The organism is Legionella steelei, from assembly GCF_001468005.1.
Classification (GTDB): Bacteria; Pseudomonadota; Gammaproteobacteria; order Legionellales; family Legionellaceae; genus Legionella; species Legionella steelei.
The window spans coordinates 41,021-57,218 of the sequence record NZ_LNYY01000019.1 but is presented as its reverse complement, the minus strand read 5'-3'; the positions used below and the strand labels follow the sequence as shown (position 1 = coordinate 57,218).

Genomic DNA, 16,198 nt, shown 5'->3' with positions numbered 1-16,198 from the left:
TGGTTGTGGGCAACCAGGCTACAACACTATTTACCACACTTAACTTCTCCATAAGAATTCAGTTCGCAACTCTCACCTTCGCCCCCACAAACAACCATGCCATTTCTGTCTTTAACACATTCTCCTGCGCCACAGACCACTTCACCGTATTGATCTTTAGCACAGCCACCTTCTGGATAGGTGGAGCAAACCACTGAGCCGTCACGATTTCGTAAACACTGTCCAGGACCACAAATAACTTTCCCATAACTATCTTTTTCACATTCGCCATTTTTATAAGGTGAACAAACCACCTTGAGATTACTGTCTGTAAGGCAAGCTCCCTTCCCACACACTACTTCTCCATATTGGTCTTGGATACATTGTGCTGAAGTGACCGTAGAAAAAGCCATAAAGATGAAAATTGCTAACGTTTGATGATGCATTTGGATAAAAAGTAAAAAATATTTACATTAATAATAGTATAGACCCAAGCTTTCTAAGCTAAGTCGTTATTTAAAAACATGAAATGAACGAGAGAAAAATTGCTACTTCACTGCAAAGTTCCGCCATCTCGTAGTGTTATATAATACTGCTCCAAATCGACTATACAGCGCCTCAACACGGTTACTTGTGCTTGTATAATGTCTTCTGTGCTAATCCACTGTTGACCATTTGCACGTTTATTTAATTCAATGCGTGTGTTTAATAAAAATTGGGCGATAGTTGCTTGAATACTAGCACTTATTTCATCTTCGAGAGGTTTGGATTCCTCAAGAAATTTTTGGATTAATTCCTGATTATTTTGTATGAATTCTATTTGTGTTTCTTCTGTCATATTTACCTCATTTGTTTTATCCGTATTTCAATACAGGCACATCCTTTTAATGGCCGTTTAAACGGTTTATCCCCAAAGCTGCCATTATACATGTTAATTGGCTGCATATTTTACTTATCTAGAGAATCATTGGCTAATCCAAGTGTTTTGGCTTTATTCGCTAATGTTTGGGGTTTAATGAGTCTTTGACAAACGTCACCATCAAAATAAAAACTTTGCTCGCTCGTATCTTTGAAGGATAAAATATTACAACTTTGATTTAAGGCAGTACAATTTAATGAAAATGAAAAAGATATTACTTGTTTGGCTTTTATCATTGTCTAGTGGCACTATTTTAGCGCAAGGTAGATTACCGCAGCTATTTTTGTTTTTAGGGGGAGACGAGGCAAGTTCATATGAACATATGCTCAAAAATAATTGCATCAATGGATTACAAATAATTTATTCTTGGAAGCAATTAGAACCTAAAAAAGGCTTTTATGATTTTTCCAAAATTGAGAAAGATTTAAAGTTTCTTAATAAAGAACATAAAAAGCTTTTTATCCAAATACAAGACCGCTCCTTTACTCCAGACGTAGTTAATGTTCCTGACTATATTCGTCAAGAGAGTGTATATCATGGTGGAGTGGAAATGCAGTATGATTTTCCAGGCGAAGGCAAACCTATTACGACAGGATGGGTTGCACGAACATGGGATCCTGCCGTAAGAGGTCGTTTTCAATTATTAATACGAAAATTAGCATCTCAATTTGATGGAAAAATTTACGGTATCAACCTACCAGAAACATCAGCTGATTTCGATCCTAACCATATGCCTAAAGACTTCACATCTGATAAATATTTTTACGCAGTCATTAAGAATATTCGTTATTTAAAAAAAGCGTTTAAGAAAAGTCAGGTGATTCAATATGTCAATTTTTTTCCAGGAGAATGGAATAATGATCATCATTACATGAGTAGCTTATTTACTTTTGCCAGGAAGCACCACATTGGTTTAGGTGGCCCAGATGTTGTACCTTATAAAAATTCACAGATGAAGAATAGCTATCCTTTTTTTCATCAATATAAAGGTAACATCTTAACGGCTATAGCTATCCAAGAACCTGATTATACTTATAAAAATCCCAGTACAGGTGATTTTTATACTTTTTATGATTTCTATTCTTTTGCAAAAGAATACTTAGGTGCCTCAATTCTATTTTGGAATATAGAGGAGCCATTTTTTTCGAACCAACTGTTACCTAACTTAAATGTTAATTATTTTATGTGCCATGAACATAATGCTTAGAGTTTTTTTTCATAAACTCACTGCCATTACTGTTACTGGATGAGCGTTAAATTCATCCATGCCAATTTTTTTCCATCCAAGTCGCTCATAATATTCTGGTATGGTTGGATCAAAAACAAACAAATAAAGTTTTTCAAAACCCAACTTTTTTGCTTTCTCAACTATAACATCAACCAGCATTTTACCGATCCCCTGTTTTTGAAATTTAGGAGCAACCACCAAATCACCAATCCAAGGTCCTAAATCAGGGCGAATTCCTCCATTTAATTCCAGTGTACATGAGCCTACAGGAGTCTCACCGTATAGTGCAATGTAAGTAAATGGGATATCTCGATGCAGTTCTTCGTGATACAACGATTCAATTTCGTCAATCCCAATCTCTGGCATCCAAATTTTACCTAAAACTTCATGCCAAATATTCGCAAGTTCTGGTATGAGGTGTGGATGCTTTTTTAAAAAATCAATTTTGATCATACAAACCACTCTACATTCTTCCAATTGCCAATATCGATTTTTTTAGCGGTGATCCTGGTTTGATAGTTACCCACATGAATCTCGAGTTTATGTCCGTCTGGATCAAGAAAATAGAGTGATTCACCTGACGAAATGTTGTCCTTGAATATAGATGCCCCTGATTCAGTAATTTTTTTAGCTATAAATTGAAAATCTTTCATGCTTACACTAAATGCATAATGAGTGTAACAAGGTTGTGGTTTCCTTGCTAAATCAACATTGAGACAGAACCAAAAATCTCCGATGAGAAAATATGCTCCTTGATCCCATTTTACGAGCGGCTTAAATCCTAGAATATCCTTGTAAAATAAGAAAGAGCGATTAATGTCAGTGCATGCAAGCGTAATGTGATTAATATCTGTGATAGCCATACTATTTTTACCACTATATAAATAGCTATAGTTTGAACTATAGCTGAACGTTTAGTCATCATTTTCAGAAAATGACTTGTTTGAGATAGATAAAGTATATCTATCTCAAACACAAGCGCTTATTTTTTCTTAGTCTTTAACCTTACTATGGTGTTTCTTACTTAAAGGCGTTAATTTTCATCTTTACTTAAATGTAGCAATATAGTCCCATATAAACGCTAATCTAGAAGTAAGACTATGATTAAAAAAGATTGTTAAGAGTCTCTTGCTATATTGCACGCTAAAGTGAATTAAACTTTAAGCTAATTAATAAAATGAAAATGACTCTCCGTTGAATAGGAGTAAAATGACTTTATCTCTTCCTCGCGTTCATAGGATGGCAAATCCCCTAACTCAACATGCAATACCTTAGCAATTTCTGACAAGTCCACACTGGAATGATCTTCAATATGATAAATGACATCAACCATTTTTCTAGGTAACTCGATATAAGCGAAATGATTTCTAAATAATGCATCGAGAGTGGGCACAAAAAACCTCACCGTATCAGAGTTTATTTGCTCTGTTTGGGGACAGAATTTTTTTAGACATTTGATGCAGAACCTTAATGATATATCGTATAACTGTGAGCCTGCGCTAGTTTTATCAAACATAATAATCCTTATTCAATTTTTAACATGTAACTAAAGGACAGCATTACATTACAAAAACCAAATGTCAATGAGAATGATTATCAATTGCATTTAAATTGATTTGGCCGCCCCTCATTGATAAAATTTTATTAGCGACTTCTATATAACCTGATGTTTTTATTAAATATTCTCAGATATAATTAATTTTTAAATGAATATTTTTGGGCGTATCAATGCATATTTTAATTTCTTATGAAGACAATCCTGGATTTAGTTTATTTAAAACACGTCTTGGAAGAGATGATTTAAAGTTTAAGTCTTGGTTGGGCTATAATCGGAATGGCGATAATTTACCGTATACAAACTGTTCGGGAGTTTGGCATATTTTAGTTGGTTCAATCACTAAAGCAGAATTGTCTAAAGTATGCGCGCTTGAACCAACATTAAAATTTAGAATTGTCGAAGACGACGATTTTAGAAAAGCCCAAACATTTCTTTCCACTCCATCACTTAACATGCATCAGATTTCAGCTAAGACACTCTATAGTATAGAAAATTTAGATTATGAAGTTACCGACTTACAAGCTTCTCTTTTGAAAGGTTTCGTTGGTTTCTAAGAATGAGATTTATTAAGTGTAGCCTGGTTGCGAGCCACCAGGCTGCGGTTAAAATCCCTTCAAATTAAAATATTATCTGACTTTCCAGAACTGTATCGCAAAATACTTCTCGCTCAATTGGTTTATTTTGGTTAATAATATTTTAAGGAAAATCATTTATAATTGCACATTAAGCGAACAATTTGACTCCAATTAATTCGCTCTTTTTGTAGGTTAAACCTTGGCTTATCAAGGTTGCTCATTCGATTATAAGGTAAACAAATAATGAAGAAACTTGCCTTTGTTTTACTTCCTCTTACAGTTTTTACTACCAAAATCTTTGCTACCCCTGCCATCTATACGACCCAGACTTTCTATAAAGTAAGCGGAGCTACTGAACAAGAATTGCGCAACCATCTTAATGAGTTAGGACCTGTTTCTACCGATAAACATTACGATGCAAAAACATCTTGGCATATCAATTGGAACTATAGATGGCATTATGATAATGCTACGAAAAATCCTTGTTATCTTACTGAAGTAAAGGTCAGCGCTAATATTGTGACCATTCTACCTGAATGGGAAGACAAAGAGCACGGAAGTGCTGAGTCCCAATTAAAGTGGGAGACTTACCTTAGTAATTTGAGCAAACATGAAGAGGGGCACGGAAACAATGGTAAGGAGGTGGCCGCTGAAATAGAAGAGGCCTTATTACAAATCCCGCCCATGTCTTCGTGCGAGATGCTGCAAGCGAACATTGAAAATACAGCTCAAGGTATCGTGAAGAGACATAATACTTGGGATACAAATTATGACACTTCGACCCAACATGGTAAGACACAGGGCGCATCTTTTCCCTAAAGCCTGGCACCGCGTGACCTGGCTGCTTGCAGTTGGAGTTTAATTTGGGAACACTGAAAATCCTGGTTGCGAACGGCCAGCCTACAGATAAGCTCTTTCCTTAAATTATTGTAAATTGTCGGGTCAAGGCCCGGCCTACTCGTGAATCACAATCCTATTGAACAAAATAAAGGCTATGTTATATTGCGTTTTTATTTAACAGTTACGCACTATGCCCAATAAGTCGCCTTCCAAACCCTCTTATTTCAAACGTAGCATCAAATTGTTGTTTGATTATTTTAAAAACTCAGAAGACAAGCAGTTAGCCTATTGGTTGCTTTATGGAAGTGTGCTTTGTGTCTTAGCTGTATCTGCTTTGGGTTTTGTTATGGGATGGTGGTGCTTTCCCTATATTTTTGCGGCGTTTATGGCGAAGGATTTAGCACTGTTTGCAATAGGGATAGGGGCAGGTCTTTTGATTGCAGGAGGAATGGCTGGATTGACTTATTTGGCGAACCTATTTAAAAATGAGTTATATGTTGATTGGCGGTCGTGGTTAACAAAGAAAATAATCAATCAGTACTTAAAAAACAAAACGAATTATCTAGAAATTTCCAGAATTTACAAAGATCTTGATAATCCAGAACAACGCATTCAAGAAGATATCGATAAAATTGTTGAGTCCTCCTTAGAGCTAACTTTAGGATTTATCGATAATTTTTCTAATCTTACAATGTACATTGTACTCTTAGGGATAGCTGGAAGCTCCATATCGTTCATGTTTTTAGGACCAGGCTACTTAATTCTCACCGCCCTCTTGATAGGTAGTGTATCCTCTCTAATTGGTTACTATATAACCAATCGTTTGAATAAACTGACCAACGATGAGACTAAAGCGCAGTCCAATTTGCGAGGGACACTACACCAACTTAAGGAACACTCTGAAGAAATTGCCATTGAACAAGCGGAGACGTATTACAAAAATCGACTTGAAAATGAAGTAGACTCCTTAAACGCAAAAACCATAAACAGGCTATCCGTTGAAAATAAAGTCAAAACGTTTAATGTGTTTAATAGTATTGTTCAAGCAATTGTTCCGTTCATGATTTCAATTCCTTTATATATGGCCGATCTCATCAGCTTGGATGTTTTTTATTCTGTTGGTTATTACTTCTCCATGGTGGCACGTTCACTCAATTGGTTTATTCAATCCTTTGAGACAATTAATAAATTTAGAACAAGCCTGGATCGCGTTAATGAATTGCAAACCATTTTAAATAAAAAGAATGCCGGTGAGTCAACACAAAAAATTATTCATATTATAGATAAGCAAAGTAAAAATCTTGAGGTGCGAGACTTAGATCTTGCACTCCATAGCAGTAATGAACTACTTATGAAAGGACTTACTTTAAAATTCACTGCCGGTGTACATACTCTAATTCAAGCCCCTTCAGGAACAGGAAAAAGCAGTCTATTTAAAGCTATAGCAGGTACTTGGCAATCTGGTGAGGGTGAAATTTTTATTCCTAACAGCAGGAAATCTATTTATTTTTTACCTCAGAAACCAACTCTTCCTGATGATACATTAAGGAATGTGCTCGCTTATCCCGACTCATATTGCCCTTATCCGGATGAAGAGTTAATTAATGCACTAAAAGCAGTTAACCTGGGGGCACTAGCTAATAAATTGGATGAAAAAATTGGCTTTAAATCTCTAGGAGAACAACAACGAATTGCCTTTGCTCGCGTCTTATTAAGAAAACCAGACTGGGTGTTTTTAGACGAAGCGACAGCGTCCTTAGATGAAGATATAGAAGCGCTAGTCTACGAACTCATTAAAAAACGTCTCCCAAAAACAACAATTATTAGTATTGCTCATCGCTCAACAGTAAAGCCCTATCATGATAATATTTTATTTTTCAGGACAGATGAGCAGAAAAAGGTATACATAAAAGAAGGAAGAGTTAGAGACCCACTTCCAAAGTATGAGGCAACCCAACTCAGTTGGTCGATTTAAATCTCTCGAGCACATTTTGCAGCCACTCAGCTATATGAACAACTGTAGCCTGTAGCGAAACCCGAGTTACGGCGCCAACTCATTGAGGCAGAATCAAATCTTTGTCCACAATCAAGAGTGAGCCTTATTACAATTGATTTCTAATAATCGGCAGTTGCAATGCTGCTGCAATTAACTCCGCCCGGTTATAACAGTTAAGTTTATTTTTAGCTGCATTAAGATGGTCTTCAACTGTTCTGGGGGATAAATTTAATTTTTGACCAATTTGCTTTATTGTCATCCCTTTAACCAAATAGTACAAGCATTTAACTTGTTTCGTTGTCAGTTGACCATTGGCATTTTGCTCAGGTAAGAGGGATGGATTAAAGTGAACATTCGCGTTAGGCTTAGCAACTAGAGCCGTCTCATGCATTGTCGAAAACAAAGGGGTATCCCCATCAATCAAAAAGGATATTCCAACGACACCAATGATTTTTCCTTGTCGAGTGTATAACGGTGCCTTACGACTAAGATAATGCTGAATCGAACCATCCAGCTGAACTGTCTCAAGAAACGTTTTCGCTTTATTCTGTTGTATTATCTCTGCATCATTTTTCATAAGGAGAGGAGCTTGTTCTTTCCATAACAAGTCATAATCCATTTTTCCCTTCATATCTTGCATCTTGTTAACATGTAACATGTTATGATTACAGTCTAAATAGCATCCTTTTTTATCTTTGACATAGATATTTGCCAGGGTAGTATCTAAAATATTATCCAGGCCTGTAGTGAGAGAGGCTTCTGCATACATATAGTGGGCAAGTTTACGCGTAATCATAATACATCGATAAAAAGCTATTAGCATTATTATACAATAATGTTCAACTTATGTACACATATTCCCTTATCCCAACGTACGCCTGCTAAAGAACTAAGAGCTTAATCGTGTTGCATCAAAAGCATGTAACAATGACGGACAAAGTACGTCCCAAACCCCACATACATCCAAGACAGATAAACGTAAAGAGCATATGCGTCATCGAAATACTTCTGAAATAAAAGACCTGAAAGAAAATAGAAAAACACATTAAGACTAAGCCAAACAAAATAGTACACAAGGATCGTAAACGCTCAACGGGCTTTCCTGCAAAAAAGGCGAGTAAAAAAACATATATTGAAATAGCGAATAAGATACCATCTGATTTGTCTTTGGCATCATGCAAAGATAGAGACTCAAAAAACAGGATGGCTATGCCAAATAGTCCGGCTAAAAAGACAAATCTCACTAGGGCTTTACTTTGTTCTTTTTTAGGAAATAATCGCATTAATAAACTCACTCATTTAGCCAGGTAATTTTTTCCATAAGGTGTCTTCTTATTCTGCTCGTAATTTAAAATTTTTAATACCGTATTGATCACGGTGTTTATGAATTAGAACTTTATTATACAATAAGATCAAAAAACAAACCAAACGTTCTTCCATAATTAACCTATATCAATGCACTATTGGGGTAATTAAAATGAGTAAAAGCGAAAGTAGTCTGGATGAGGTAAAAACCGTAACCCGGGTTACAGATAAAAAATCAGGCTTCACTCCCCCGGGTTCCGCTTGGCTGCAACCAGGCTACAATTTAGCAAGTCAGGCCCCTTGCTATGGGTAATAGCGTAGTTCAATTTTATTATGTTCTGGGTCTAAAATATAAATCGAAATGCCTTGTCCATGCGCACCCCAACGTTCTACTGGACCTTCTTCAATTGAGATATTATGAGATTTAATTCTTTGATATACCTTATCCCATTCATTTTTATCAAAGGAAAGACAAAAATGATTTAAATGATTCGACTGTTCATCATCCTGGTGTGTCGATATTTCTTTGGGAAAAAGATCAATGATCGTATCCGCGTTAATACGGACTGATGGAAACGATATTTTGCCAGCACGAAATTCCTCTACTCGTTCGGGATGCAATCCCAAAACATTCTCATAAAATGCCAGTATCCTATCAATATTTGCTACATTCAGTACAAAATGATCCATCCCTGCCTTGGGCATATGTCCCTCAATATTAAAGCCATCTTCTTGTATTATAGGGTCTATTGAACTGATCTTACTATAGTGTGTAATCGATTGATCGTACGTTTAATGCCAACACGCGCGACAACAAAATGGAACAAAATGTAGCCTGGTTGCAAGCAATCAGGCTACATCTGAGATACAGTGCGGTTACTGTGGTGTGTAATTGGGTTGCTGGGCGTCTAATACTGACAGTGTATTATTGTTATAAGCACTTATAAGTGTTGACAGACGCTTCATTTCATCCTGTGCAGTCTGTTGCGATATAGAGCCATCTTTCAATTGGCGTTCGATCAACTCACGTTGTGTCTGTAAGTTTCGAACGACTCGCTGTAATTCTTGAGGTGAAATATCAGGATTCGGGTGTTTAAAAAACATAATAGACTCTCATTTTAGCATAATGAACGCATAGTACCTGCAGCTCTTTCTAAGATCAATTTATATTGAGCAATACAATTAGAAAACTTGAGCCAAAATTCAATCGCTATTAAGCCCTTAGTTGAAGCACTAAGGCGTTAACTTAGAGGCATTATTCTCAATCGCTTTTGCAGAATCATTGATGTCTTTTAGGAATTTAGCTTTACTTTGTACCACCATAATTTCATCTGGTCTTACTGAGTACACTTCATAATCTTTCGCAGCCAACTCTTCTTTTAATTTTGATAATTTTTCAACATCATTTTCTTTGGAGGTGATTACACCAATTCTATCGCCACCTTTTTCCATTAGTCGCACACGAAATGCTGGGTTAGTAGCAGCTTGGCTCGAGAAAGATGAAGACTGAAAAAAAAGAGGGCTTTTCACTGTAAATGGTCGCATAAGCTTCAGCATCATAGATATATACTCTTTTGAATTAAAATTTGCTAAGTAATGAGCGAAGTCTATTTTAATGAAATTTACTCAATTTAGCAAATTAACTATCAAAATTGAACTATATGCTATTGATACTTGTACGTTTTTAAGTATCGCCCTGCACTAGGGTGATTTACTTTTTGCTGCAGTTACATCGTCCTGAACCTCTTCTCCTTCTAATTTTATTGCTTCCTCATCAGTAATCTCTTCTATTTTAACTGAGCTTTCAGTTGGCGCTTGTTCTGGTTCCTCAACTTCAATATGTGTATAATGGGAAGGAGCTACTCTGTCTCTTCCCCGCAAATCACAAAGCATGGTGTAATACATATTCTGCACTTGGGGGCCCATACCCAGTATCTCAATCATTGCCTCAAAATTTCTATCTATTGCTTGTACTTGAGATTGAATCGCTTCATCTATGGTGACAACTGGACGTCCTGGTACAGGTTTGCCCGTTCTGCGTATGGCATTGGCTATGGCATAATCTTGAACTGCTTTGAGCGCTAAGGATCGTACTTCTTCTGGTAATGATTTATTTTGTAGATCAATAAAAAATGGGTTAGTCGAATAGACCACCTTCGTAGCTTGCCGGTGAAGTCTTCCGGGAATAAGTATCGCCGGCACATCTTGTAGTGTTACCTCATGCTCAAAAGAATACGTGTCACGGTCACCAGATGGATCATATCCGCCTCCTTCTTCTGTCCCAGTTCCCTGGACATGCATATGATCATCAGGAAGCCCTGTTGGATCAACCAAAACGATGCTTGATTTTCCAGAAACAATAGAACAAACATGATAAATTGACCATTGATGCGAGAAGGATAACGCAGCACCTTGATATTCTTTGCCAGTTTGCTTGTGGTGTGCCGTAAAAGCACTTTCTGTTCTTCTGGCATCCACACTTCCATCCCGCTGATACTTTACCAATTGAGACGCACCACACAATCCGGAAGGTACTTGAGTTGAGCTTCCAAGCCGAGCGCTATGCGCAAACTCACTAGTATCCATTGTTCTTGCATAACATTGACTTCTTGTCAGTGTGCTTAATTTGGGAAGCGCATTATCTCGTGTTAATTGAGTTCCACCAAAAGATATGGGCATATAAGGCCCTCTTGCAAAAGTCGTTTTTCTATGCGATGCGAATCCCCACATGTTTGAATCCAGTTTAAAAAACGGTTCCATAGATAGCAAAGAGGACCGGGGAGCAAACATACTTAGCCCTGATGTGAGTTTAGTTCGCATCTTAGCTCTCCAATAATATGAATTAGTTAGTCATATTATAGCAAAACAAGGCAATTTGTTTTTTTTAAACAACTTATTGAGAGATTGTTTATCTTCTATTCTCAACAATCAGATGCTTCTCTACCTCAAAAAAAGAGGCAGAGCTATCACCTATATGAAATATATCGGGAGGGGATAATCTGAGATTTAATACATCCGTGGGCGACGTTCAAACTCAAGCGCTTCACAAACAACCTGGGCGTCTGGTTTTTTGATGTTGATGCTTAATACGTCTGTGGGGTTTTCAATATATTGTCCCTCACAAATAACCTTTGCATCGAGTTTTTTATACATATTATTTAGCTTAGGATTCAAAGTCTCGAGATAAATTAAATCAGCGCCCAATTCAATCGCCAAAACTTTTGCTTTATCCAAAAGTTGGCGTGCAAAACCTAAACCTCTTACCTTCTCTTCCACAAAAACATAATCAAAGTAAACGGCTTTTAATTCGGTATTGCTGGGAGCAAGCGTATTATCATCCTCTTCACGAAAAGGATCGAGCCTTCTTTCAAATAAACCAAACATAGCAACTGGTAGTCCATAAAAGGTTGCAACATAAATCTCGTTTTGTTTTTCCTTAACCTCCCTTAGATAATATTTTTTATCGTCCAGATGCAGATATCCCCATGCGGTTTTTGCCCATGATGCCGTGAGCTTTATATACTCATCTTTATCTTCAGTGAACTCAGAGAGCCTCTTAAATTGAAGGGTGTGTTTTTTCCCTGCCATTGTAAAAAATATCACTTTAACTCCTTTTAATTTGTTATAGCCCATTATTTTTTCAAAGTATTCTCTGTTGCATCTGATGATGCGTGGCTCAGCTGGTCGCGAGTCCAATCAAATAGTTTTTGACCAACGGCCATTCCAACTGCAACTCTTGCAGTACCCCAACCAAATCTGAGTTTTTGTTGGAAAAAACTCAATCGACTTACGAAAGACTGCCCCGGATTTTTTGATTCATTCCATAAATGGGTTAACACCTCATACGCTGATGCTGGTTTGCGGTCTGGCGGCGTTGCATAGTGCATGTTGCGAACATAATTAAATGGGCTTGATACAACAGTAGCCACTGCCGCTGCGCCCGCATTATAAATAAATGATTGATTGGCGCTGAGTTTTTTGCTCTCTGTTTTTTCGGCCTTAGTCCTCATCAGACTTCGTAACATTTCATACGTACTGCCAAAGGCCATATCACGTGTCATTGTCGCTGTAGTACCTTTTACAAAAGTTTGAATGCCTCCCTGAGTCCACATCTCATGAGCACTGGAACGAAAAGAAGCGCCCTCTTTTCCCCATGTGTGGTATTTAATGGCAGAAATACTATTAGTTAAGGCCCCACCAATACTTCCTGCAGCCATACCTACATAAAATTGAGACAGTGTTTGGCTAAAACCTAACTGATTATGGAGGTAAGGAAATAGATACGTGTTAAGCTGCCCCTGAGCCACATAGTAAATGCCGCCAAGAAAAGTGCGTTGTACTAGAGCTTGCGAGAATCCTTGATATGGGGATTTAAAGTTTGCAGCTGTAAGAAACGGACGATTGTATTTCACAGATAAATATAAAGCGCGATCCCATGGATTAAAAATCCCTGAAGTAGCGACACCAACAATTAAGCCACTGGCCGCGTCAACATTAAATTTTTGTTTATAATTTAACTCGCGTGCATTTTCTTGTTCCTTCAAACTACTCCCCATATCTAACGCTCCCCACATTGAATCCTTGAACAATAAATTTTCTAATCCGACAGTTTACACCTGGCAATACTCTTCATTGGCGGTGAGTCAGGGTAAGGTGTTATCCGTTGAAAAATTACTGCTAATTTATCTGCGTAGAGTAATTTCCAATTTTTATCTGTTTCTAACGTAGTCACTGCTGCAGCAGTATATGGACTTAAAATGACCCAATTTATTTGATAATGCTGTAATAAATTAGTTAAAAATATACCGCCATGGGTGGTAGCACAGAAATATGCCTTAGCAAAATCTTGATTATAAAGCTCCACTTTATCGTCAATAAAAGGCTGAAAACCTGCAAGTGCCAAATACCCGTTAAACACCTCTTCATTAAATAACGGACCTGTGAGCTGTGCGGTTTTAGCAAAGTTAATGGCTTTATAAGGGGCTGTAGACAAATTGTCAGGTAAGGTCGCATGATGTTTCACCATCCAGCCGCTGAAGGCTAGTGTATATAAGGTTATCGCCAGCATCATGACCCAAAATAGAGCAGGGTGCGTCGTTTTGTTCGGTGTTGGATCCAAGCGCGGTGCAAAGGCTTGCTGTAAGGGGGGCGCCAGTAAAAATGCTGATAAAATAGCAAAATAATTCACCACATAATAACTATTTATCGTTAAAAATAAGATGCCTAAAAGCATGAGTAAACGATAAAGTGGCACATAAAGTTTCTTCGATAAAGCAATAAATAAAATCACTGCCAACCAAATTTCCAGTATGAATAAATTAGCAAGCACAGGTGGATTAAATTCGGCAATAAATTGCATGTGGGAGAACTTAAAAAATGCAATAAAGTACTGCCAGGTCGCAACACCTACTGGGGATAAAAATAGAGAAACGAGTAACGCTAATATTAAGAATAGCCCCCATGTTTTTATAACCTTGAGTTGTTGCTTTGTGCTTTTTGCATCAATAAATGCCTCAAAAGCAAAAGCCATTGCAATGACAAATCCAGGAATCCCCTCAATCCCATGCAAATTAATCCAAAAAAAATAAATCACCAAGAGCCAAAAAGGAGGAGCCCTCTGTTCATCACGTGCTTTGACACATTCCCCCACCCAGATGACCAACAATGGCAAAATAATAATATGCGGTCGGGCAATTAAATGCGTTATGAGGATTCCCATACTAAAAAGGGTTAAAAGTAAGGCCGCGGAAGTCCTGAGATAGCGTTCTAAATAACGCATTAAAATCATCATAGCTAAGGCAAAACAAAAGCAGGTCAATACCGTAATACCTATCCAATTAAAATAAGATTGAGTGTAAAAAAATAAAACATCGGTGAGCCAAAAATGACAAACCCAAGTGCGATCATTGGTTACTGAGGCGGCAATAGATAAAAAAGGATCATTTGCTGGCAGCTGACCATGTTCAACAATCCAGCGACCACTGGCAGTATGCCAGAATATATCTGCATCAATTATCAGAAAATTTGTTTTAACCGCATAAATAAGCGTGAATGTAAAAATACACGCAAACACGAATAAAGTGGCTGGCGAGGTGTGATAAGAAACACTTTTTAGCTTTTTCAACATGCCTTAATCCTTTGAATAAACATTCTTAGTTTAGCAAAAATGCCACACTATATTAAGGACTGAGAGCTTAAGGGGACAAAACCATTGCATCATGTTTCTTAAACGATTTTTCTAGACAGAGAGAAATATTTTGTATTTTAATGTCGTATTGGACTTAGAAATGAGAAAGGAATTATGTTTTTTACACGGATTTTCTTTTTAATTACATTACTTAGTATTTTCGGAATACAGCAATCTCAAGCAGAAGAAACGGATCAATTCACCCTCCCCCCCGGCGAACTACAAGACATCGGGCCAATTGCGAGCTACAGACTTTATGAAGTACTCGAAAAAGCGGTCGCACAAACCAATGCAGAAATCCAAATGCTTGTACCAAGAGCGCAGCACAGCCGGCTTGCTGCATCACAATTGGCATCACGACGTAAAGATGTCTATCTTGCTGACTTAGTCTATAAATATACTGGTCCTGGCTTTCCGCGCTGGTTACGTCGCTTACCCAAAGAATCCAGACCTGTGTTCCATAAAGAAACCTTACCTTGGAAAACTGTTTATTGGATGGTTTTCTCACAATCACCCCTGTTTGTAATCGGACTTGCACCAACAATTAATATGTATGGTTATTATTTTGGTACGGACAAACTAGGTCATTTTTTCATGATGGGACATACCTACTACAAAATTTATACGTATTACCTAGATCATGGAAAAACTGCAGAACAAGCCCATGCCGCGATCGTTTTATATGGTCAGTTTCTCGAACAAACTTATTTAGGCACCTTAATTAATGGGGTTTATTCCAATGGTGATCTGGCAGGAAACTATGCAGGATGGAAATTTTATATGAATCTTGCACATAGTGTAAAAATTGGGGCGCGTACGCTGCCGCCGATCCTGGTTTTGCATGATGGCATATGGGAGTTTTCCAAGCACGTCACTAAAGAAAATCTACTAAAACCCTACATTTCAGATAACTTAAATGAAGCCTACAATCCTTGTCGTTACTCGTTTATGCGCGGCCAAATTCGAAGACAAGTTAAAAAGCGCTGCGGTGAGTGGGTTAACCGTATGGGGCTTACACAACACATTGTGCAAGCGAAACTAAAAGAAAGCAGTCGTTGGCATGGCGAAGCCTACGGCCACTGGCTTCCCGCAAGCGATGCAGTCACCTTAGATGCCTGCTTTGGCGGTAGCTAAACCACGAAAGCTTATTTACAATGGTTTATCTGATATAGATATTAGATAAACCCAGTTCTCAAGTAATAAATGGCAATTTGTTTCTTTTTTACAGGGGTCCGTCCCGGACCGTCCCCATAAATACTAAATCGCTAATGAGCGATCGAGAGTATTTAAGAATGAACTGTTGGATGGTTTCATTCCGGTAATGAAAGCTCAGACAAACGAACAATTATTTGCAGGAGTTAAGCGTCGTTTATTTCAAGATGTTTGCCTTAAAGGGTGCCTAGGATGCGCATCTCTTAAACTTTGGCCATTTGCATTTAGAGACCTTGCTCAATCCGCCGCTGTCTGCGACCCAAAGCGTGCGCTTTTTTGCGGCTGCGGCGACAGCGATGAGTGACGCGGTAAGCAAGGAGGAAGAGAGTCCTTATGGCTTGGACCTGACTCAAGAACAAAGTGTACTTAATTTTGAGGGGATGACAGTCACCATCAGCC

At 37.8% G+C, this 16,198-nt stretch carries 20 protein-coding genes; 6 read left to right on the top strand and 14 right to left on the bottom strand.

Annotated features, from left to right (window positions below; translation table 11 throughout):
- Positions 1–26: 26 nt before the first annotated feature.
- A complete protein-coding gene (locus Lste_RS04475; RefSeq protein WP_157070702.1) occupies positions 27–392 on the bottom strand; it encodes a hypothetical protein in 366 nt (121 codons plus the stop codon).
- Positions 393–532: 140 nt separating this feature from the next.
- On the bottom strand, positions 533–817 hold the full coding sequence (locus Lste_RS04470) for a hypothetical protein (protein WP_058509879.1): 285 nt from the start codon (positions 815–817) through the stop codon (positions 533–535).
- A gap of 277 nt (positions 818–1,094) precedes the next feature.
- Between Lste_RS04470 and Lste_RS04465 the strand changes: the two genes are divergently transcribed.
- Positions 1,095–2,105 (top strand): hypothetical protein, encoded by a 1,011-nt coding sequence (locus Lste_RS04465; RefSeq protein WP_058509878.1) that lies wholly within the window; start codon positions 1,095–1,097, stop codon positions 2,103–2,105.
- Between the two features lie 9 nt (positions 2,106–2,114).
- Here Lste_RS04465 and Lste_RS04460 read toward each other — a convergent pair whose 3' ends face one another.
- The 3 genes from Lste_RS04460 to Lste_RS19550 form a co-directional block, all read right to left on the bottom strand.
- A complete protein-coding gene (locus tag Lste_RS04460; RefSeq protein WP_058509877.1) occupies positions 2,115–2,579 on the bottom strand; it encodes a GNAT family N-acetyltransferase in 465 nt (154 codons plus the stop codon).
- Entirely contained in the window at positions 2,576–2,989 is a 414-nt protein-coding gene (locus tag Lste_RS04455) for a VOC family protein (protein WP_058509876.1), read from the bottom strand. The genes Lste_RS04460 and Lste_RS04455 overlap by 4 nt, the downstream gene beginning before the upstream one ends.
- A gap of 302 nt (positions 2,990–3,291) precedes the next feature.
- Positions 3,292–3,519, bottom strand: coding sequence for a hypothetical protein (locus tag Lste_RS19550; protein ID WP_237760424.1), 228 nt, complete (start codon positions 3,517–3,519; stop codon positions 3,292–3,294).
- A 335-nt stretch (positions 3,520–3,854) separates the two neighbouring features.
- On the opposite strand from Lste_RS19550, the gene Lste_RS04445 reads away from it, so the two are divergent.
- The 3 genes from Lste_RS04445 (at position 3,855) to Lste_RS04435 (ending at position 7,074) form a co-directional block, all read left to right on the top strand.
- The gene (locus Lste_RS04445; RefSeq protein WP_058509874.1) at positions 3,855–4,238 is read left to right on the top strand and encodes a hypothetical protein; all 384 of its coding nucleotides are present in this window, start codon (positions 3,855–3,857) and stop codon (positions 4,236–4,238) included.
- Between the two features lie 264 nt (positions 4,239–4,502).
- Positions 4,503–5,078 (top strand): DUF922 domain-containing Zn-dependent protease, encoded by a 576-nt coding sequence (locus Lste_RS04440; RefSeq protein WP_237760423.1) that lies wholly within the window; start codon positions 4,503–4,505, stop codon positions 5,076–5,078.
- 211 nt (positions 5,079–5,289) lie between these two features.
- Complete coding sequence (locus Lste_RS04435; protein WP_058509872.1) at positions 5,290–7,074, top strand: ABC transporter ATP-binding protein/permease; 1,785 nt, start codon at positions 5,290–5,292, stop codon at positions 7,072–7,074.
- A 127-nt stretch (positions 7,075–7,201) separates the two neighbouring features.
- On the opposite strand, the gene Lste_RS04430 is transcribed toward Lste_RS04435, so the two are convergent.
- Both Lste_RS04430 and Lste_RS04425 read right to left on the bottom strand, forming a co-directional pair.
- A complete protein-coding gene (locus Lste_RS04430; protein ID WP_058511646.1) occupies positions 7,202–7,891 on the bottom strand; it encodes a helix-turn-helix transcriptional regulator in 690 nt (229 codons plus the stop codon).
- A gap of 115 nt (positions 7,892–8,006) precedes the next feature.
- Positions 8,007–8,378 (bottom strand): hypothetical protein, encoded by a 372-nt coding sequence (locus Lste_RS04425; protein ID WP_058509871.1) that lies wholly within the window; start codon positions 8,376–8,378, stop codon positions 8,007–8,009.
- Between the two features lie 194 nt (positions 8,379–8,572).
- Here Lste_RS04425 and Lste_RS19090 point away from each other — a divergent pair, with 194 nt between their 5' ends.
- The gene (locus tag Lste_RS19090) at positions 8,573–8,713 is read left to right on the top strand and encodes a hypothetical protein (RefSeq protein ID WP_157070701.1); all 141 of its coding nucleotides are present in this window, start codon (positions 8,573–8,575) and stop codon (positions 8,711–8,713) included.
- On the opposite strand, the gene Lste_RS04420 is transcribed toward Lste_RS19090, so the two are convergent.
- The 7 genes from Lste_RS04420 to Lste_RS04390 all read right to left on the bottom strand — a co-directional run bounded on the left by Lste_RS04420 (position 8,704) and on the right by Lste_RS04390 (position 14,527).
- Positions 8,704–9,105 carry a VOC family protein gene (locus tag Lste_RS04420; RefSeq protein ID WP_058509870.1) on the bottom strand — a complete coding sequence of 134 codons (402 nt, stop codon included), beginning with the start codon at positions 9,103–9,105 and terminating at the stop codon, positions 8,704–8,706. The two genes, Lste_RS19090 and Lste_RS04420, sit on opposite strands and share 10 nt — an antisense overlap.
- A 171-nt stretch (positions 9,106–9,276) precedes the next feature.
- Positions 9,277–9,504, bottom strand: a complete 228-nt coding sequence (locus Lste_RS04415) for a hypothetical protein (RefSeq protein WP_058509869.1) — start codon at positions 9,502–9,504, stop codon at positions 9,277–9,279.
- A 129-nt stretch (positions 9,505–9,633) separates the two neighbouring features.
- Positions 9,634–9,960, bottom strand: a complete 327-nt coding sequence (locus Lste_RS04410) for a hypothetical protein (RefSeq protein WP_058509868.1) — start codon at positions 9,958–9,960, stop codon at positions 9,634–9,636.
- A gap of 141 nt (positions 9,961–10,101) precedes the next feature.
- Positions 10,102–11,220, bottom strand: coding sequence for a hypothetical protein (locus Lste_RS04405; RefSeq protein ID WP_058509867.1), 1,119 nt, complete (start codon positions 11,218–11,220; stop codon positions 10,102–10,104).
- A gap of 186 nt (positions 11,221–11,406) precedes the next feature.
- A complete protein-coding gene (locus Lste_RS04400; protein WP_068310891.1) occupies positions 11,407–12,033 on the bottom strand; it encodes a GNAT family N-acetyltransferase in 627 nt (208 codons plus the stop codon).
- Complete coding sequence (locus Lste_RS04395; RefSeq protein ID WP_237760422.1) at positions 12,033–12,974, bottom strand: hypothetical protein; 942 nt, start codon at positions 12,972–12,974, stop codon at positions 12,033–12,035. Before Lste_RS04395 ends, Lste_RS04400 begins: the two co-directional genes overlap by 1 nt.
- A 23-nt stretch (positions 12,975–12,997) precedes the next feature.
- On the bottom strand, positions 12,998–14,527 hold the full coding sequence (locus Lste_RS04390) for a hypothetical protein (RefSeq protein ID WP_058509866.1): 1,530 nt from the start codon (positions 14,525–14,527) through the stop codon (positions 12,998–13,000).
- Between the two features lie 174 nt (positions 14,528–14,701).
- On the opposite strand from Lste_RS04390, the gene Lste_RS04385 reads away from it, so the two are divergent.
- Complete coding sequence (locus Lste_RS04385; protein ID WP_058509865.1) at positions 14,702–15,721, top strand: hypothetical protein; 1,020 nt, start codon at positions 14,702–14,704, stop codon at positions 15,719–15,721.
- The last annotated feature ends 477 nt before the right edge of the window (positions 15,722–16,198 follow it).